This window comes from Bacillota bacterium (assembly GCA_012839765.1).
Taxonomy (GTDB): Bacteria; Bacillota; Limnochordia; order DUMW01; family DUMW01; genus DUMW01.
In genome coordinates this window covers 13,006-32,061 of the sequence record DUMW01000068.1, presented here as the reverse complement: position 1 = coordinate 32,061, position 19,056 = coordinate 13,006, and the positions used below count along the sequence as shown (strand labels likewise).

The window sequence follows — 19,056 nt, the reverse complement described above, 5'->3', positions numbered from 1 at the left end:
AATTTACTAATAGATCTATGGACGTTGGGGTAGTACAAACGGGGACAAGCAAAGGCAAGTCTTGGCTCGAAAACAAGCATAATCCATGGGAAAGGCGGTGTGGCGGCTTTTGCTCGGGATTGTCCCGGGCCTTGTCGCTAAGGTGTATGAATTCGCAAAGACGTGGTAATGCATTGTTAATCCGGCTCAGTGGTGAATTGGATTTGGTGACGGCTCCACAGTTTCGTAGCTACGTTGATGATCAACTGGCGCACCATGAAAACCTTCGCCATATTATCCTTAACCTCAGCGAGGTTAAGTTCATCGATTCATCGGGCCTAGGCGCTATTCTCGGGCGTTACCGAGAGATCCAGGGGCGGGGCGGAAAGCTGGTCATTGTCGGTGCGGCTCCGCAAGTGCGGCAGATTTTTGAGATTTCTGGCGTGCTTAACCTGGTGGAGATGTGTCAATCAGAAAAACAGGCCTTTGAAATTATTCAATAAAGGGGTATCGGTATGGACAGTAATCCTACAGTATCCACTGTGACCAATCATGTGCGCATGGAGTTTCCCAGCCTGGGGGAAAACGTGGCCTTTGCCCGGACGGCGGTGGCTGTCTTTGCCTCCCAGCTGGATTATACCCTGGAGGAACTGGATGAAATCAAGGTGGCGGTGTCGGAGGCCGTATCCAACTGTGTGATCCATGCCTACCCGGAGACCGTGGGGACAGTGGTGTTGGAAGCCGCGATCCGGGGCGATGCCCTGGAGATCGTGGTGCGGGATCGGGGGCGAGGCATCGAGGATGTGAATAAGGCATTGGAACCCACCTATACCACGCTGCCTGAGGAACGCATGGGCTTGGGATTAGCCTTTATCAAGATGTACATGGATGAGATTGTCTTAGAATCAACGGTGGGAGAGGGCACCACATTGCACATGACCAAAACCAAAGCCAGCAAAAGGGACTGACGCCGCGATGCCAGACTTCTTCGAAATCGATTTGCCTAGCACCCCTTTGTTGAGTGACAGTGAGACCAAACAACTGATCAGCCGATCTCAGGCGGGGGACTTAGCGGCGCGGGAGCGTTTGGTCCAACGCAATCTGCGTCTGGTCATGAGTATTGTGCAGCGGTTTATCCATCGGGGGAAGAGTGTGGAAGACCTCTACCAGATTGGATGTGTGGGCCTGCTTAAGGCCATCGACGGCTTCGACCTATCCAGGTCGGTACAGTTTTCCACCTATGCGGTGCCTAGGATTGTGGGGGAAATCAAACACTATTTGCGGGAAGATCAGCCCATTCGGGTTAGTCGCGGTATGCGGGAACTAGCCATGCAAGCTAAGGCTCTGCAGGAAAAAATCATGCAGGAGTCTGGGGTCGCACCTACTCCCGGTGAACTGGCCGAGGCCTTGGGCGTGGATCGGGAAGAACTGGTGGTAGCCATGGAGGCCCTCCATGCGCCGGTATCCTTGCAGGAGCCGGTGGTGGATGATGAGGAGAACAGCCTGGTGTTGGAAGACCGACTGAGTGATGAGGGAGGAGTGGAGGAGTGGGTAGAGAACCTCGCCTTGAAGGAGGCCCTTGGTCGTCTTGCTCCCCGCCTCCGGCAAGTGGTGCTGCTCCGTTTTGTCCAGGATAAGACCCAAACGGAAGTGGCCGCAGCCATGGAGTTATCCCAAGCCCAGGTGTGCAGACTGGAAAAACAGGCCCTGTATGAACTGAGGACCTTACTGGCGGAGGTCAGTGTGAAGGACGTGGGGTGAGATTATCGTTGGTGGCCGATTTGCACATACATACCACTGCTTCCGATGGGACCTATACACCGGAGGAGATTGTCTCCCTTGCCCGCAGGGAAGGGATTACTACTATTGCCATTACGGACCATGATTCGGTAGATAATGTCCTCTCCACCATGCGCGTGGGGGCGGAGCAGGGAGTCCAGGTGGTTTCCGGTATTGAGTTAAGTACCGAGATGGATCTGGCGGAACTACACCTTCTGGGCTATGGTTTTTCCGTGGACGATCCGCTGTTGACAGATCAATTGGGTTACTTACGCGTTGCGCGCCTGGAGCGGATCGCAAAGACTGTAGATCTCTTGGCAGAACTGGGAATACATCTGGATTTAGAAGAAGTCTTAGCTTTGGCGGGGGATGGGAGTCCTGGCCGGGCCCATGTGGCCCGACTGCTGGTAGACAAGGGTTATACCTCCACCATTGCGGAGGGTTTCGACCGCTTCTTGGGCCATGGCCAACGGGCCTATGTGCCTAGGGATCGCTGTCACACCATTGACGCCATTCGGTTGATTCGTCGTGCCGGTGGGGTACCGGTGCTGGCCCATCCAGGGCTCAGTGCCCCCGGACTATCCTGCCTGCCGGAGTTGGTGAAGGCTGGCCTCATGGGCCTTGAGGTCTTTTATCCCCAGCATTCGCCAGAGCAAAAGGCGCGATTTCTTGAGTTGGCCGCGCAGTATGGTCTTTTAGTTACCGGTGGCTCCGATTGCCATGGGGGAGGTAAGGACCAGCGCTACTTCGGTTCTGTGCGTCTTCCCGATCACTGCGTCCAATGCCTGCTTGCCGCAGTGCCCACCCACACCACTTAAGTCCGCTGGAAACCCCTTGCCCTGCCTATTATTGCTTGCAGGGTATCAGTTCCTTAGGCAGAATATTGAGAATATATTAGCATGCGAGTAGGCTTGGAAAAATCACAGGAACAGAAGGGTTGTGCGCGGGGTGGCGGCTTATGGGGTGACATGACCAGTCCCCATCTATGATTTGTCCCCAAGAGATTGAATCTTAGAAAGGTGGCTGGGTCATGTTAGAGGGAGAACGGATTAGGTTACGGCCGATTCTTGAGGCTGATTTTGCCCGGATCGCCCAATGGGGCAGGGATGATGAACTGAATTATCTATTGGAAGGGGACTATCCCAGCACCGTTGGGGAGTGTCGACCTTGGCTGCTGAAAGCCAAAAGCGATCCCCGGGAAAAGATGTACGCTATCGCCCTGCGTAGCGACAATTCAATCATCGGAGACATCAGTCTTAACCATATTGCTTGGCGTAGTAAAGAGGCAGAACTGGGAATCCGTATCGGGGATCGGGACTATTGGGGTCGGGGCATCGGCACGGAAGCAGTGTCCCTGATCCTTTCCTATGCCTTCGGGACGCTGAAGCTCCAAAGGGTCTACCTGCGGGTCTATGCTTACAACCAGCGGGCCATCAAATGTTATCTAAAATGCGGATTTAAGGGCGAAGGCTATGTGGAGCGCCGTAATGCCCAAGACGAACTGTGTCGTATCCTTCTTATGAGTGTCACTGCCAAAGACTACTGGGCAAGGGCAGGGATCTGTGCTGTCGAGAAAGCTACCAGCTAGTTCAAGGTACTGGCCCGATGGCCGGCTAGCCCTCTTTGATTGGCCTGTCTTTTTGCGATTTTCTACCTACACCGTGTGAAACCTTCCCTTTGGGGAGGTTTTTTATTATCTACGACAAACTCTGCCATCAAAAGGATTTCGTCTTGGTGTCGGTGCTTGGGATGGTTGTTCCCTTGTCTGCGAAAATCTAGGAAAAACCAGGAAAAGCTTCCTATAGCTTCCTCTTTGATGCCGCTGGAAAACAGAAGGGAAGGGCCTTTGAGAGGGTTTTCCAGCGGGGGATGGGGGAGCAAGTTTCTGTAAAATGCGTTAGATTCAAGCAGGAATCTGTCCCGCACATGTGGAAACTAAAGTTATATTCCGTTTGAGTACAAGCTGTGAGTATAAGTGTCGGTGCGGAGGTTGATTAGGACTATGGTGGATATATTTGTTAAGGGCGGCCCTGTAATGATCCCAATTTTGCTCTGTTCGATCCTTTCCCTGGCGATCAGTCTGGAGCGTCTGATTTACACCGCCAGGTGTCGCTGGGATACGAAGGATTTAATGGAGCGGATCAAGTTGCTTCTGGGGCAACAAAAACCATTGGAAGCTATGCAGGTGGTGAAGAAGGCCCGTGGTCCGGTGGCGGTGGTGCTTGGTAGCGGGATTGCTAATTTCGACCGCGATGTGGAGACGATCAGGGAGTATATGCGGGCTACGGGACAACAGGAGATTCATAAGTTGGAGCGGGGTTTGCCCATGCTCAATGCCATTATTACCGTGTCGCCTTTGTTGGGGTTGTTAGGCACCATCACTGGTCTGATGGAAAGTTTTAACGTCTTGGGTTCCCTGCAGGGGGTGAGCGATCCGTCATTGCTCAGTATGGGGATCGCCGAAGCCTTGATCACCACCGCGGCTGGATTAATCGTGGCTGTTCCCACGGTGGTGTTACACTACTTCATTTCCACCCGGGTTGATCGGTTGGTTGCGGATATGAACCTCCGCTCTGCCGAGTTTATCGATTTCATCAAGTTCATGAACGGACAGTCCCAATGACTTCGCTCCAGGCGAAGGATATAGGTGAGCCAAATGCTGTTTGAACGAAAAAAAAGAGAGCGCCCAGAAGTACAAATCGTGTCGATGGTGGACGTGATGTTGTCCCTGGTCATCTTCTTCATGATTTTCGCCAATTTCCGTACCGCCCCGGCGGGCATCACCATCGACGTTCCCCAAGCACACACCCAAGAATCCTACGAGACGGAGTACCTTGTGGTGAGCATCGACCGCGATTCACAGATATATTTGGAACGGCAACCGGTATCCTTGCTCCAGTTGCAGACCTTGGTTTATGAGCGACTGAAGGACAACCCCAATCTACCCATAGTGATCGAGGCGGACCGCCTAGTCCATTGGCAGCGGGTGATTGACGTTGTCGATGAACTCTGTGCCGTGGGAGGACACATCTTCAGTTTTGCGGTTGCTCCTAAAGAGTAGACGGAGGAGTGATGGGTATGTTCGGGGAGGAGAATTCCCTCAGCAAGTATCTTGTGATCTCCATTCTGCTACATGCAGTCTTGATCGGGATCTATCCGCGTTGGAAGACGCAACCGCCTGGAAGTATGACCACAGGCTCTCCTCTACTCTATGTAGTTCCTTATGTTGCACCCAGTTCTCCTTTGGTAGAGACTTCAGTCCAAGAGCAGGAAGAATCAACGCCAGTGCAAACGGTTACCGTACCCGAGGAACCTGAGACAGAAGTGAAATCGGAAGTGGTGGAACCGGAACGACCGGTAGAACCGGAAAAACCGGTGACCCCTCCACCACCGGAGCCTGAGCCCGAACCGGAACCTGTTTCATCTTTGCCGCCGGAAGAACCGGTGGTGGAAAAAGCCGAGCCGGTGTCGGCGCCAAAAGAACCTCAAGAGCCGAAGGAGCCTGAGATACAACCGGTATCCTCATCTACCAGCGAACATGTTTTGCCCATAGCGCCCGAACCAGAACCAGAACCGGAGCCTGAGCCTGAACCAGAGCCCGAACCGGAGCCAGAGCCTCCGGTAGATGAACCTGTGCCAGAGGTTCCGGAAAACACCGAGACGGCCGCGGAGACTGAAGAGGTGACGGTTCCTCTACTACCCGAGGAACCGATCCCCCAAGGCTTCGGTGAAGTGGTGACCAATTACATCATGGTGCCCACTAAGGCCCTTGATCCCATCGACAGGGATGTTGTGGATATCGAGGTGCTGGTGGATCAGGGGACCATCGAGGAAGCGCGGATCTACAGTTCATCAGGGAACCAACGGTTTGCTGAGAATGCTTTGCAGACCGTACTAAGATGGCAGTTTGTAGAAAGAGAACGCCGCTACTTAGTCCGGATTAGGTTCATCTATGAACGGGTAACCTTGCCCGATGGCTTTTCCCGGCCACACTTGCACGAACCGGAGTTGATCCACTTTGAGTATCTGGATTTGTAGATCAGGTAGAGTAATTCATTTGCAGGGGAGTTAGTGCCATGCCACGCAAGGTCATTCCAATTTGCTGCTTGTTGTTGGTGCTGATCACGGCAGTGGCCCAGGGAGCATCTTTCTTGGATCAGCTGCCGGAAACGTTGGTACTCAAGAATGATTACATTGCCATCCTGGTGAACTTGTCCGAAGAGGGCACGGGACGTTTTTCCCTCAGCACCACCGGGGGTGACCCGAAACGGGAGGACGATCAGAACAAGCCCTTGCTCTTTGGGCAGGAACGGCCTCGCACGTCCTATACCACCATCCGAATTGACGGGACGGACTACATCTTCGGTGGTCCCTCTTACCGGCGGGGTGGTATTGATGTTGGTTTTGGCCAATTGGTGGATGGGCCCCGGATCGATGAAGATATGGAGGCCATTGTTACCAGCTATGTATTTCCCCCTCAGGTGGTCGTTACCCAGGTTCTGAGTTTTGCCCGGAGCACCACCACGGGTCTGGAGGATACCGCTCGGATTGCGTATCAGGTAACGAACACAGGGGACAAATCGGTACAGCTTGGGCTTCGCATTATGCTGGATACCATGCTAGGTTCCAATGACGGGGCTCCCTTCCGGATCGAGGATGTGGCGGTCAATAGCGATACCTTTTTTACCAAGTCCGACATGCCTCAGTTTTGGCAGGCTTTTGACTCCCTGATTGAGCCAGCGGTAATGGCCCAGGGTACTTTGAGTGGCGCCGACATCACCACTCCCGATCGGGTCTATTTCAGCAACTGGGGTGACTTGACCGACGGGCCTTGGGATTTTACCTTCTACCCGGGGCGGGACTTCACCCGGGCCGGAGACTGGGAACAGGACAGTGCAATGGCCCTCTACTGGGATCCTGTAGTCCTTGCACCAGGGGAATCTTTGGAATATGTGACCTACTACGGACTGGGAGGCATCACCATTGCTCCCGGAGAGCTTTCTCTGGGCGTGACTGCACCTGCCAGTGTGGTGCCTTCGGTTGACGGAGAACCCTTCTCCATCGTTGCCTACATTCAGAATACAGGACGGTTTATGGCCCAGGGTGTGGAGGTTACCCTGGAGCTGCCCCAGGGGCTTAAGGTGCATTCCGGTGCTTTGGTTCGGAACCTTGGCGATCTGGAAGTGCACGAGACGGCCCAAGTGCACTGGCTGGTGAAACCGGAGCCGGAGATTGCTGGTGATGAGGTCTTCTTCACCGTGCAACTGCGCTCCTTCAATACGGACCCCAACTCTGTCACCCGGGGGATCACCATCGTGCCACCGCCGCGCTTGGAGATTAAGGCGGGACCGGCAAACCTGGTAGGTTTCTCCGGTGGAATAGGCCTGTATGAAGTACCCCTTTCGGTGACGAATGTGGGTGGATATGTGGCGAAAAACGTATGGCTTGAGTTTATGGGGCCCACTTTGCGCCTGGCCCAGAAAGAGACAAAGGAAAAGTACCTGGGACATCTTCTGCCCGGTGAAACGGTGGAATTGAGTTGGTTTATCCGGCCGAACTTGGCCTACAAAGCCAAAGACGCCGAAGGACGGATCCGCTATAACTACTCCCTAGTGGGACGGTCCAGTAATGCGGCCAACGCCATCTATTCAGGTCAGCTCTACACCGATGACCTGCAGCCGAAGGTGTACGTGTCGGGGCCCGAGGAGGTTAACGTGGGAGAACTCTTCGTCATCGAGGTCATCGCCCAGGATATTGGCAGTTTCTTCGGTGGTGAAGTGACTGTGCACTACGATCCTGCGAGATTCAGCCTGCTTTTGGGAGGTGTGGAACGGGGTACGCTCTTTGCGGAGGTGGTAGATGGTGACCGCTTGCCGCTCAACTGGTCTGTGGTGGAGAATGACCCGGCCACCGGGTGTGTGGCCATCCGGGGAGACCGTGGGTCCCAAGGGGCGAAGGGCAATGCCACAGGCAGCTTGGTTCGTCTCCGTTTTGTAGCTATTGATGCAGGAACAACGGAGATCGGATTGGCGGAAGTCAGATTGACCGATGGTGCGGGTAACCTGGTGGATTCACTGGCCCTCCCGCATACCATTTCCGTGGCACCGGTAAGGTGACACGCAGATTTCAAGAGAACGGGGCAAGGGGGAGCTTGAAGATGCGCAGGAAGGCTATAATCCTAGTACTGATCAGTGTGATGATTTGCACTTTCTCCGTGGCCCAGGCCCAGCAGTTTGCCGATGTGGATCCTGGCCATTGGGCCTATGAGGCCATTAAGCAACTGGTGGATGCGGGGATCATCCCTGTCTTTGAAGACGGTACCTTCCGGGGAAATGAGCCGGTGGATCGCTACACCTTAGCCAGTGTGATCGCGGCGGCTTTGGAGAAGGTTACCAAGGATTCCACCGGATTGACCGAAGAGGACCTGACCCTGTTGCAACGTTTGTCCACAGAATTCAGGGCTGATCTGGTCCAATGGTATGAGGACCGGGAGCTTTTGGTGGAACGGATAAACAATGTGGAAAAGCTGATGGTGGCCGTAGATGACAGTATTAGCCAGTCGTTATTGGGGATCCAGGCCCTAGATGTCCGCACCGTGCAGCTTAAGGAGCGGATCGATCAGGAATTGGTCACCAAGGAAGAACTGGAAGCGGAACTTAGTGTGCTTTCCACCACTGTGGCCACTTTGCTGGTAGAGTTCGGACAGGAAAGCCAATTGCTAGACCAAGTGCAGCAGGAAGTGGCGGCGTTACAGGACAAGGCCGTGGCGATGGGGATTACCACTTCGGACCTGCAGGCCGGTCTGGAAAAACTGCAGGTGCAACAGACGGACTTTGCGGGCCGTGTACAGCAGACCTTTGACACCCTCCAAGGGTTAATTACCACTTTGCAGCAGCAGTCTTCGGCGCTGGCGGGCCGCTTGGATCTTTCCGAGCAGGAGTTGGCCAGTCTGCAGCAGCAGGTGAACGTCTTAAGTGCCGATCTAAAGAGTCTGCAGACTCTGTCCCAGGAGATGTCCTCCCAGGTTAATGCCTTGGCTTCCCGGGTTAATGTCTTGGAAGAGAGGTCCTTGGCCCTGGATCTGAGCTTATCTGAGCTTTCGGATCGGGTGCAAAAGGAAGTAGAGGATCGCCAGGCCCAGATCCTAAAACTGTCGGATAGCCTGCAGGCCCTGGAAGGTCTGTTGGACGCTACCGCTGAGGAGACCGCGGCGGCCTTGGGCAAATTGCAAAGGGATCTTTTCGCCCTGGAGGACGTGGTGATTACCCTCCAGCCGGATCTCGCTCACCAGCTTTCGGGAACAAAGGATGAGCTGAACAGATTATACGAGGCCCAAAGTAAGTTGGTGGCGGAGAACCGCAGTATGATCGATAAACTCCAAAGAGATCTAGCTACCCAGGAAGCCACCTTGAGCGAGTATGCAAAGAGTATGCAGAACCTGGCGGAGCTTCTGGTGGGACAAGGGGCTTTGTTAGACCAGCAGAAGGCGGCCCTGGATAAACTTGCCCAGGACTTAGGGAGCCAGCTGGCTGCACACAACGAGGCGATCACACAACTGCAAGCAGTTACCGTGGCTCAACAACAGGCATTGACCCAACTGCAGGAAGAGATCAACCGTTGGATTGCCGAGCAACAACAGCTAGCCGACCGGCAGGCCAAAGCCGAGGCCAGTCTCCAGGAGCAACTGGTGAAGCTGGAAGGTAAGATCCAGGCCCTGCAACAGGAAGACGCAAAAATGCAGCAGGCCATCGTGGCCAATCAAGACAGCCTAGCCCAGCAGGGAACTAAACTGCAGGAACTGGATGGCAAATTGCAGGCTCTGCAGGGAGAGCTGGGGACCAGGCTCGATACCCTCCAAAGGGATTTGGAAGCAAGGCTAGGTAGCCTAGAAGGCGAAGTCAACGCCCAGGTTACCACCCTCGAGGGGAACATGGATGAACGGGTCAGCAGCTTTGAGAAGAAGGTGCAAGCTGATCTTGGTACCCTGGAAAGGGATTTGGAAGACCGGCTTAAGGCCCTCCAAGGAGAATTGGACGGTCGGGTGACGATCCTTGAAGGGGAGTTGGAGGACAATGTCAGTCTACTGAAAGCGGAATTAGACGAGAAGCTGAACATCCTGAAAGCCCAACTGGATGAGTTGACCTTGGAGCTGGGGCTGCTGAGCGGTGATCTGGAGGATGGCCACAGCAGTTTGGCTTCGCAGCTTGCCCAATTGGCCCAACAATGTGATACCCTCTCCCAGGAGCTGGCGGCCCTCTTGGCGGCCCATAACAAGCTTGACAGCACGGTGGCATCGAACCTGCAAACCATGGAGCAGCGGCGAATCCAGGAGTTGGCGGCCACCGAGACAAAACTGCAGTTGGAACTCAAGGGTCTGGGCGCTCGGGTCGAGGAAGTGGCGGCGGAGATTAATTATCTCAATCAGAACCTGGCTGAAGAAGTGGCGGCCCATATCTCTGGCTACCGGATTAGTGAAAGCCAGCTGGTGGGCAAGGTGGAAGACCTGACCCAGCAGTTTACCAGTTATCGGCAGGCTAGCCAGGCTAAGATTGAGGAGCTAGAGGGGAAAGTCAGCACCATGCAGCTGGTGGCTGTACTTGGTTTGATCATCGCCTTGATCAAGTAACAGAACAGGCACATCGAAACAAACCGAGATGGGCAGGATATGGTGGGAGGTAGAGGCAATTGAAACGCTTCTCGATTTCCATCATCCTGCTCATCTTCTTTATTGGCGTTGTCGGTTTGTGGGCCCTCCTGACTAGGGAGGGGAGGCCCACCGGACCGGGAGAACGCCCACCGTATTATATCATCGTAGACGAAGTGGATGCTAAGTATTTGATGTATACGGAAGTAAAGGTGACCGTAGGAGACGAGCTGATCACCTCCGACAACAAACTTTATCGCGTGGTGGAGGTACAGGGCAACCGGGCCAAGGCTCGCCTGATCCATGAGAATGCCCTGGATGCCCTGTAAGGAGGACTGGGGGTCCGCCCAAGAGAAGTGATTGCCTGGTTGTTGACCTGTGCTGGACCTTTGGTTGTAGCCATAGTACGTGCGAAGGGAGCCCCTTTAGAATTAGGTGGACCAGTTTCCTACCCTACGCGGGCTTCTTTTTCTTGATCCCGATGAAGCAGGTTTCCTAACTTGGTCTTCAATTCTTGCAGGCTCATCACCTGTTGAATGCAATAGCCCTGGTAGATGTCCTTCAGTTCTTTCATTAATTCCGGTTCCGGAGTGTGGCTCAGCTGTTCCCGCAGCTTCGTGGTCTCCTGTTCCAGGGCGGAGTAGTTGCGGAGCTTGTTAGCTAGTTCCGTGAGAGCCTCAGCCCAGTTGAACCTCTGCTGGCTTTCCAATGTGTTGAGCCGTTTCTCGATCTGTTCCAGTTGGGACCTGACCTCGTGCAGGAGGTTCAGCACTTCCATGGCCGGTTCCGCTTTGTCCTCTTTGGGTGGCTGGTCCCGTTTTACACATTTGGTGTAGTAGCAGTTGGTGATGCCCGCTAAGGTCCGATTGGGTAGTTGAGCATGGGCCTTACGGAAACCATCGGCCTTGGGGAGCCCCTGCTGGACCGCCTCTTCCACACAATTTTCGATGATCTGCAATTCCTGCTCAGACCACGCCTGGTTTGCCTCGCCAAAGGACATGGATCGATTCCCCCTTAGTTTATAATCCCTTGCCGCAGTACAGATTATTTGCTGTTACCGCGATTTTTATGCTGATAGTACTTGTTGGGCTGGGGGCCACTGAGGTACGGTGGGGTGGCTTTATCTAGCCTACCCCGATAGCCCCCTGGTATGCGCAGAGTATATGGTCACAACAATCCTGGCCTCTTAGAGGTGTGATGATGGGTTTGGACATTTGACGGGGAAGCGAGCAGGGAACACAGTCTCGGGACCAAGTCATACAGAAAGACCCCGGGCCGACTGAGGCCTAGCCATGAAGACCTGATAGACCTGACCTGCATAGTGTCATTCTACTGTACCAGACACGCGTTTAGACCGGGGGCCGGATACTGGGAGAGGGTGAGAATACAAGCAAAAGGAAGTCACAAGGGATAAAGACTTTATGTCGGAGACGTCACAAATGGATAAGTAGCTGAACCAGACAGTTGCTATACTCTAATTAGAAATGGAAGGCCTAAGGGCAGTGCGGCAAATAATGTGCCAGCTTGGATGCGCCTTACTGGGGTTTATCCATCGGAAGGTGACGAGAGAATGCATATTGGCGAGTGTCTTGTCCCAACTGAGTGCACTTTCATCGACCACATAGGTGTCGGGGCAGTGTCCAGTGATCCCTGGTTGATCACCAGTGGCAAGCGGATCAAACTGGACGTTTTGTTCTGCCTCTTTACCCGCACCTTTACCTGGTCCTTCGATACCCTTCAAGAGTATGCCCTTGTTCAACAGATCCTGGAGTACCGTGACTGGCTGGAGTGTGTCGTGGGCCACAACCTGAGACTGGATCTGCATCTTCTTCTGTACGATTATCCTCTGGACCGGGACGAGGTTAGTGAATTGCACACCAACCAATTCTGGCTGTCCACCCATGATGTATGGCGGTTACTGCAGGCCCAGGGTATTACTCCAAGTACATATGACCTGGTCTGGTGTGCCTGGGCCTGGGAGAATTCTAAAGATGCCTTTCCCCGGTACAGTGGTGGCACATCCTTTGGGCCCGAACGGACACCTTTTATGTCCTTTCCCGTCAGCCGCTTCTGGCCGGGAGAGTCAGGGCCGTATTTGATTATCGAGCATGAGGCCCAGCATACATATGAGTTCCTGTGGGCAGAACTGGGTTATCCTCTCATCACTGATCCCGGCGAAGACTTGACTGCGGGATGGCCCCATGCGGACTATCTGCCCAGGTTGCTGCGGAGCATCGTAAATGAAGAACCGGGGCTCTTTGCCCCCTTAGCTACCGACGAAGAGGTACTGCAGTACCGCGAGTTGAAGATGTTGCCTAGCAGGTTACAGTCGGCAGTTCATGCCTGGGTGTTGCGGCGCTGGCCCCGGAAGAGGTGGCTGGAGCTAGCTCCCACCTTCGGGACGGTGGTGTCTCCCCGCAGCAGCTTCTTGCAGGAACCGCTGTTTTCCAGTATCACCATTATTGCTCCTCCCTCCGACGGGGAAAGACCGGTCTTTATCCCTGTGCGCCTGCGGGAGCAGGGACGACACATCCCCAACTTGGAAGTGGAAGGAGTCATTGAGGGCGATCGCGTCATTCTGCACGAAAATGTATATTTGAGACACCAGAAGCATCGCTTACCTCCTCAAAGGCGATGGTCCATAGGTTGGAAGGGTGAAAGCTATTACGCCACGTGGACCATCGTTCCTCTCGATTCAAACAGGAACCTTCTGTTTAGCATATATGTGCAGGAAGTACCACTATTCAAACCGATCACCATTCCGATCAGGGTGATCGGCGCCAAGGCAAAGGGCTAATTTGGACGCCGACAGTAGCCCGAAAGGGCAGAGAGTAAGGGGGAAAAGGTCGTGGCTGGGTATAAACTACAACCGGTGCCGCTCAATAGGGTGACCTTCACCGGTGGGTTCTGGGAACATTGGATCAGGGTCAACACAGACGTTACCCTGCCCCATGTTTATGATAAATGTGAAGATTCTGGGCGTATTGACGCCTTCGATCTCGATCCGGAAAAGGGAATCAAACCGGTTCTGTACTGGGATTCGGATGTGGCGAAGTGGCTGGAGGGTGCCTGCTATGCCCTGATGAATAATGAGGATCCCGAATTGACCTATGTGGTGGAACGGGTGATTAGGAAGATCTGTAGCGCCCAGCAGCCCGATGGATATATCAACAGCTTTATCACCCTGGAAAAGCCAGATCTGCGGTGGAAGAACCTGGGGGCCTGGCATGAGCTGTACAACGCAGGGCACCTGATCGAGGCGGCCATTGCCCACCACCAGGCTACGGGGAAGGACCACTTCCTTCAGGCCATGTGCCGGTATGCCGATTACATCGCGTCGGTCTTTGGTCCGGAGAAAAGGGACGGTTATCCTGGGCATCAAGAGATCGAGCTGGCCTTGGTGAAGCTCTATCGGCTGACCGGTAACGTGAAGTACCTCGATCTTGCTAAGTATTTCCTTGACCGGCGGGGCCACAGGCCGTCGGTTTTCGAAGAAGAGCTTAAGGATCTGGCTCCTGAGGATAGCTCCTTCAACCGCTATGTTTTCATGCGAAGCGGTAGGTATGACGGCAGCTATGCCCAGGATCACCTGCCGGTGCGGGAACAGGAGGAGGCGGTGGGACACGCGGTCCGGGCCATATATATGTACGCCGCGATGGTGGATGTAGGTGCGGAGGCCGGCGACGACAGCCTCATCGAGGCTGCCCTCAAGCTTTGGGATGATGTCTATCGACGTAAGATGTATATCACTGGTGGCGTCGGTGCGCGGCCGGAAATAGAAGGCTTTGGGGATCCCTACCAGTTACCCAATGATACCGCCTACGCGGAAACCTGTGCTGCCATTGCTAGCATCCTCTGGAATCACCGACTGTTCAACTTTTTCGGCGAGGGCCGCTTTATGGATGTGATCGAGAGGACGCTCTACAACGGATTTCTCAGTGGGATCTCCCTGGACGGACGGCGCTTCTTCTACGATAACGTCCTGGCCAGTAACGGGAAGACCCACCGGAAGGATTGGTATTTCTGTGCCTGCTGTCCTACGAATATCGTGCGCTTCCTCGGTTCCATGGGGCAGTTAGTCTACTCCTGTGGTGACGGGGAAGTTTATGTGAACCTCTACGTAGCGGGTACAGGCCAGACGACAGTGAACGGTCAACAGGTGGTGTTAAAGCAGCAAACCAATTATCCCTGGGAGGGGGCAGTAAAGATCGAAGTGCATCCCGAACGCAGGGAGGAGTTCACCATCTGCCTGCGGATACCGGGTTGGTGCCGTGAGTATGGGCTTAGGATCAACGGTAGTCCGGTGGACAACGGGACAACTGAAGACGGCTATGTGAAGTTACGGCGGGCCTGGCAATCGAAGGATCTCATCGAGGTTGATTTGGCAATGCCTGTGGAAAGGGTCTATGCCCATCCTAATGTGGAGGCGAATGTTGGTAAAGTGGCGATCCAGCGGGGACCTGTTGTCTACTGCCTGGAAGAAGTAGATCAGTCTAGCTCGTTGGAGAGGATTTTGCTACCGAAGGATAGTCCCCTGGAGGCTTCCTTTGAAAGGGATGGAGTTTTGGGTGAGTTGGTGAAGGTGCGTGGGGAGGCAGTCATGGTTCTGGACGAAGACTGGTCCGAGAACCTGTACCGAACCCAGCCCTCTAAGGTAGCACCGGTGACCATTACAGCTATTCCCTACTATGCTTGGGATAATCGGGCTTCGGGAGCGATGCGGGTGTGGATTAACGAGTTGAGGTAGGCTGCTTTTTTACCTCGGTAAGCGCGGCGGCAGGAGCTCGGTGTTACCTAGGCACAGTAAGCAACCTAAGCGACGAGGAGTGAGGTGAGGAAGACACTTACGCAAAACACTGTACTCGGGCACATTGTCATAGTTAACAGCCAAAAAAGAGTAGGGTGAAACTAAGAAGGGAGGCTTAATTGCATGTTTAATCGCAAAGCATGGTTGACTTTTGTCCTAGTTGTGGTTCTGGTTATGGGTATCACGGGTGTGATGAGTGCCGAGAAGATTAAGATCGTCGTGGCGGACTGGGAACCGGAAGGACGAGGTCCGATTTCCACCATCCTGCAGAAGTGCCGGGAGGACCATCCTGAGCTGGAAATCGAGCAGGTGTACTATGGTTCTGACCACTTTGACAAGCTCCTCGTGAACATTGCCACAGGCGGCGGACCGGACATCTATCTGTGGTGGGATTTCCCAGCTCTGGCCGAAGGTGGATTCGCTGTTGACCTGTTGCCGTACATGCTGGAGAGCGAAGTCCTCCATCCGGACAACTTCTTCCCGGGCGCTTTGAACTACGGCGGGAAGTATAAGGACGGAATCTACGCGACGCCCCATAGCTTCACACCCCGGGCGATTCTGGTGAATCTGGACGCCTTCGATGCGGCGGGATTGGCTTATCCTACCGACGATTGGACCTGGGACGAGTTCCGCAACATCGCTCTGAAGCTTACCCGTCCCGACGAGAACAAGTACGGTTTCGATTGGTACTGGGGCGTGTATAACATCGGTGGGTTTATCTGGGGCAACGGCGGCGACTTTGTAAATGAGGATGCCACGCAGGCCATCGGTTACATAGACAGTCCTGAGACCATCGAGGCTGTGACCTGGCTAGCTAATCTCCGTCTGTTGGATGGTGTTATGCCTTTGTCCGGCGCCCTGCAGTCGGGTCAAGGTTTCGCTACCGGCAATATCGCCATGATGGAGACTGGTGCTTGGGACTTGTTGGTCAGCAAGGAGGCTAACCCCAATATCCGGATGATGTCCGTAGTTCCTCCGGCTCCCGAGGGCAAGTCCCCTGGTAGTGTACTGCACAGCTCCGGTTGGGTTGTGAGCCCGAACTGCCAAAATATTGAAGCGGCGATGATCGTGCTGGAATACCTATCTGGACCGATCGGGCAGCGGGAAATGGTAATTCAGGATGCGGCTTTGCCCACCCTGCCCAGTGTTGTGACTGAGTTCCAGCTCTGGAATGATCCGGAGTCCGGCGGCTTTATCCGTGCCGTGGAGTATGCGACCACCACCCACTGGTTCCTGCGCACCCCGCGGTGGAACAGCGAATACCAGGGAGTTGTTCAGGATGCTCTGAACCAGATCTTCGATGGTCAGGCTGCACCGGCTACCGCTCTGCGGGCCGCCGGCGAGGCTCTGCAGAGGATCATGGATTCCTACAAGTAATCAGTTCATATCCGGAGCTGATTGCGCTTGTTGATCGGGAAGCACGGTACTGGCTTTTCGGGCCGGTACCGCTTCCTTCCTTAGGATGCGTCAGGAGAGCCTTTCACATCACTGCAAGTACGGTGACCCAGTGTGTGGAATACATGCTGTTGTGACGTCTACTGAGTAAGCACGCTGGTGTATAATCTGGTGATTGTTAAGAAAAGAAGGGGAGGTGCTGTGCTTAACCTCTGCGGTCACAGTGCTTCTCTTGTCACTGTCAATCATCTGACAAAAACACCAACAGCACAGCAGAAAGGATGGTCAGTAATGAAACGTGCCTCACTGATTATGTCCATACTTGTGCTGCTGGCACTGTGTGCAGCAGCGTCGGCGGCCGACGAGCGGGTAGGGGTATGGTACAGCGCCTACAACAAGAACATTGTCGTCGACGGGAAGCTGGATGAGGGCGAGTGGGTAACTACCTATCCAAACGAGATTTCCCCCAACAATCCAGACTGGCATCATTATCAGGGGCGGACGCTGGAAGAGGTCTATCCCGATAAGTTCTCCGGTGTCTTGTACTGTAACTGGGACGAAGAGTACATTTACTTCGCCGGCATTATTAAGGATGACGACATTTCCGTAACCGACTTCTGGGATTGCGACTACTTCGGTTTCTACTTCGACGCCCTGGGAATCACCCAGCCCGGCGATCCCGCCTGGATGGACGGACATATCTGGGCCCACTGGCGGATCAATCCCGATGGTCAGAGCCCTAAGGGTAGCAAGGAGGTCCGCGCCCGGGACGATTACATGGGCCGATCTGGACATCAGCAGATCCCAGGCAGCAAGGGTGAGCGGGTGTTCACTGATGATGGGTATACCTTTGAGATTATGATCCCTTGGAAAGAGCTAGCTTTCCTGGATGAACCCTACGAGGGTAGGGAAACTCCCTTCCGGATCCTGGCCTATGAGGTTGATTCGGTGCTTGGTGGTGCCTTCAAGCTTACCTCCCAGTACTTCTGGGGTCATGCCCTTGACGTGCATCATGAAGAGTTCTGGCACATGGGCCGGCTCATCCTGGTAAAGTAGGGTCTAGTAAGACTTTAGAAAAGAACAGGGCCTGGAGGGGTAAACCTCCGGCCGGGCGAACAGGAACCACATAGGAGGCTAGTGGTAGTCAGGTCAGCTTGCTTCAAAGAGTGATGCCCTTGCCTCGGGAGGCGGCCGCGAGTAATGTGGCAGGTGGATGGAGGAAAAGACAGTACTCTTACCCGGGGCGGTTCGGCGGCGCAGTTGGTGGATACATACTGTTGTGATGTAGATTGAGTAGGCATGGTGGTGTTCGAGCCTGGTGATTGGTAAGAAAGAGGGGCATTGTGCTTGACCGTGGGATCACGGTGCTTCTCTTGTTACTGTTATCAGTCAATCATCTGACGAAAATACCAACAGCACAGCAGAAAGGATGGTCAGTAATGAAACATGTCTCACTGGTTCTGTCCGTACTTATGCTGCTGGCACTGTGTGCAACAGCGTCGGCGGCCGACGATCGGGTAGGGGTATGGTACAGCGCTTACAACAAGAACATTGTCGTCGACGGGAAGCTAGATGAGGGCGAGTGGGTAACTACCTATCCAAACGAGATTTCCCCCAACAATCCGGACTGGCATCATTATCAGGGGCGGACGCTGGAAGAGGTCTATCCCGATAAGTTCTCCGGTGTCTTGTACTGTAACTGGGACGAAGAGTACATTTACTTCGCCGGCATTATTAAGGATGATGATGTTTCCGTAACCGACTTCTGGGATTGCGACTACTTCGGTTTCTACTTCGACGCACTGGGGATCACCCAGCCCGGCGATCCCGCCTGGATGGACGGACACATCTGGGCCCATTGGCGGGTCAACCCCGATGGGCAGATTCCTGCGGGTAGCGAGGAGGTCCGCGCCCTGGATATGTACATGGGCCGGTCTGGACACAATCAGGTCCCGGGCAGTAAGGGTGAGCGGGTGTTCACTGCTGATGGGTATACCTTCGAGATTATGATCCCTTGGAAAGAGCTGGCTTTCCTGGATGAACCCTACGAGGGTAGGGAGACTCCCTTCCGGATCCTGGCCTACGAGGTTGACTTGGTGCTTGGTGGTGCCTTCAAGCTTACCTCCCAGTACTTCTGGGGTCATGCCCTTGACGTGCATCATGAAGAGTTCTGGCATATGGGCCGGCTCATCCTGGTGAAGTAAGGGTCTACTGAGGCTTTGGAGAGAGAAAATGCGGCCTGGAAGGGCCGCATTTTCTCTTGTGCGCCCGGCCCGGGGATATGGATCCGGTAAGTCAGAGGGACTAAACCAAAGGCAAGAGTGTTCACCGGGAAGGGGAATCCCCAGGAAGCTGGTGGCAGACCACCGACCTGAGGTTCAGGTCACGCTGAGGATGGAGGTGGCAGTTGGCTGGGCCTGGTGCAAGTATGGAGGATTTTCCCTGGCATAGG

Annotated in this window: 17 protein-coding genes; 16 read left to right on the top strand and 1 reads right to left on the bottom strand. The window is 54.3% G+C overall.

The window, feature by feature from the left end:
* The first annotated feature begins 146 nt into the window (after positions 1 to 146).
* The 11 genes from GXX57_06875 (at position 147) to GXX57_06825 (ending at position 10,731) form a co-directional block, all read left to right on the top strand.
* Positions 147 to 482 carry an anti-sigma factor antagonist gene (locus GXX57_06875; protein ID HHV44373.1) on the top strand — a complete coding sequence of 112 codons (336 nt, stop codon included), beginning with the start codon at positions 147 to 149 and terminating at the stop codon, positions 480 to 482.
* Positions 483 to 494: 12 nt separating this feature from the next.
* On the top strand, positions 495 to 947 hold the full coding sequence (locus GXX57_06870; protein ID HHV44372.1) for an anti-sigma F factor: 453 nt from the start codon (positions 495 to 497) through the stop codon (positions 945 to 947).
* 7 nt (positions 948 to 954) lie between these two features.
* A complete protein-coding gene (locus GXX57_06865) occupies positions 955 to 1,740 on the top strand; it encodes a SigB/SigF/SigG family RNA polymerase sigma factor (GenBank protein ID HHV44371.1) in 786 nt (261 codons plus the stop codon).
* On the top strand, positions 1,737 to 2,576 hold the full coding sequence (locus tag GXX57_06860; protein ID HHV44370.1) for a PHP domain-containing protein: 840 nt from the start codon (positions 1,737 to 1,739) through the stop codon (positions 2,574 to 2,576). The genes GXX57_06865 and GXX57_06860 overlap by 4 nt, the downstream gene beginning before the upstream one ends.
* Positions 2,577 to 2,788: 212 nt before the next feature.
* The gene (locus GXX57_06855) at positions 2,789 to 3,346 is read left to right on the top strand and encodes a GNAT family N-acetyltransferase (GenBank protein ID HHV44369.1); all 558 of its coding nucleotides are present in this window, start codon (positions 2,789 to 2,791) and stop codon (positions 3,344 to 3,346) included.
* A gap of 447 nt (positions 3,347 to 3,793) precedes the next feature.
* Complete coding sequence (locus GXX57_06850) at positions 3,794 to 4,381, top strand: MotA/TolQ/ExbB proton channel family protein (GenBank protein HHV44368.1); 588 nt, start codon at positions 3,794 to 3,796, stop codon at positions 4,379 to 4,381.
* 84 nt (positions 4,382 to 4,465) lie between these two features.
* Positions 4,466 to 4,819, top strand: a complete 354-nt coding sequence (locus GXX57_06845) for a biopolymer transporter ExbD (protein HHV44367.1) — start codon at positions 4,466 to 4,468, stop codon at positions 4,817 to 4,819.
* A 224-nt stretch (positions 4,820 to 5,043) separates the two neighbouring features.
* A complete protein-coding gene (locus GXX57_06840; protein HHV44366.1) occupies positions 5,044 to 5,796 on the top strand; it encodes a hypothetical protein in 753 nt (250 codons plus the stop codon).
* 38 nt (positions 5,797 to 5,834) lie between these two features.
* On the top strand, positions 5,835 to 7,874 hold the full coding sequence (locus tag GXX57_06835; protein HHV44365.1) for a cellulosome anchor protein: 2,040 nt from the start codon (positions 5,835 to 5,837) through the stop codon (positions 7,872 to 7,874).
* Between the two features lie 41 nt (positions 7,875 to 7,915).
* Positions 7,916 to 10,384 (top strand): hypothetical protein, encoded by a 2,469-nt coding sequence (locus tag GXX57_06830; protein ID HHV44364.1) that lies wholly within the window; start codon positions 7,916 to 7,918, stop codon positions 10,382 to 10,384.
* A 59-nt stretch (positions 10,385 to 10,443) separates the two neighbouring features.
* Entirely contained in the window at positions 10,444 to 10,731 is a 288-nt protein-coding gene (locus GXX57_06825; GenBank protein HHV44363.1) for a stage II sporulation protein P, read from the top strand.
* Between the two features lie 119 nt (positions 10,732 to 10,850).
* On the opposite strand, the gene GXX57_06820 is transcribed toward GXX57_06825, so the two are convergent.
* Positions 10,851 to 11,402, bottom strand: coding sequence for a DUF342 domain-containing protein (locus GXX57_06820; GenBank protein ID HHV44362.1), 552 nt, complete (start codon positions 11,400 to 11,402; stop codon positions 10,851 to 10,853).
* Between the two features lie 636 nt (positions 11,403 to 12,038).
* On the opposite strand from GXX57_06820, the gene GXX57_06815 reads away from it, so the two are divergent.
* The 5 genes from GXX57_06815 (at position 12,039) to GXX57_06795 (ending at position 18,808) form a co-directional block, all read left to right on the top strand.
* Positions 12,039 to 13,199, top strand: a complete 1,161-nt coding sequence (locus GXX57_06815; protein HHV44361.1) for a hypothetical protein — start codon at positions 12,039 to 12,041, stop codon at positions 13,197 to 13,199.
* Positions 13,200 to 13,250: 51 nt separating this feature from the next.
* Positions 13,251 to 15,149, top strand: coding sequence for a glycoside hydrolase family 127 protein (locus tag GXX57_06810; protein HHV44360.1), 1,899 nt, complete (start codon positions 13,251 to 13,253; stop codon positions 15,147 to 15,149).
* A 183-nt stretch (positions 15,150 to 15,332) separates the two neighbouring features.
* Complete coding sequence (locus GXX57_06805) at positions 15,333 to 16,586, top strand: sugar ABC transporter substrate-binding protein (protein ID HHV44359.1); 1,254 nt, start codon at positions 15,333 to 15,335, stop codon at positions 16,584 to 16,586.
* 309 nt (positions 16,587 to 16,895) lie between these two features.
* A complete protein-coding gene (locus GXX57_06800; protein HHV44358.1) occupies positions 16,896 to 17,660 on the top strand; it encodes a hypothetical protein in 765 nt (254 codons plus the stop codon).
* Positions 17,661 to 18,043: 383 nt separating this feature from the next.
* Positions 18,044 to 18,808: a hypothetical protein gene (locus GXX57_06795; GenBank protein ID HHV44357.1), complete on the top strand. Its 765-nt coding sequence runs from the start codon at positions 18,044 to 18,046 to the stop codon at positions 18,806 to 18,808.
* The last annotated feature ends 248 nt before the right edge of the window (positions 18,809 to 19,056 follow it).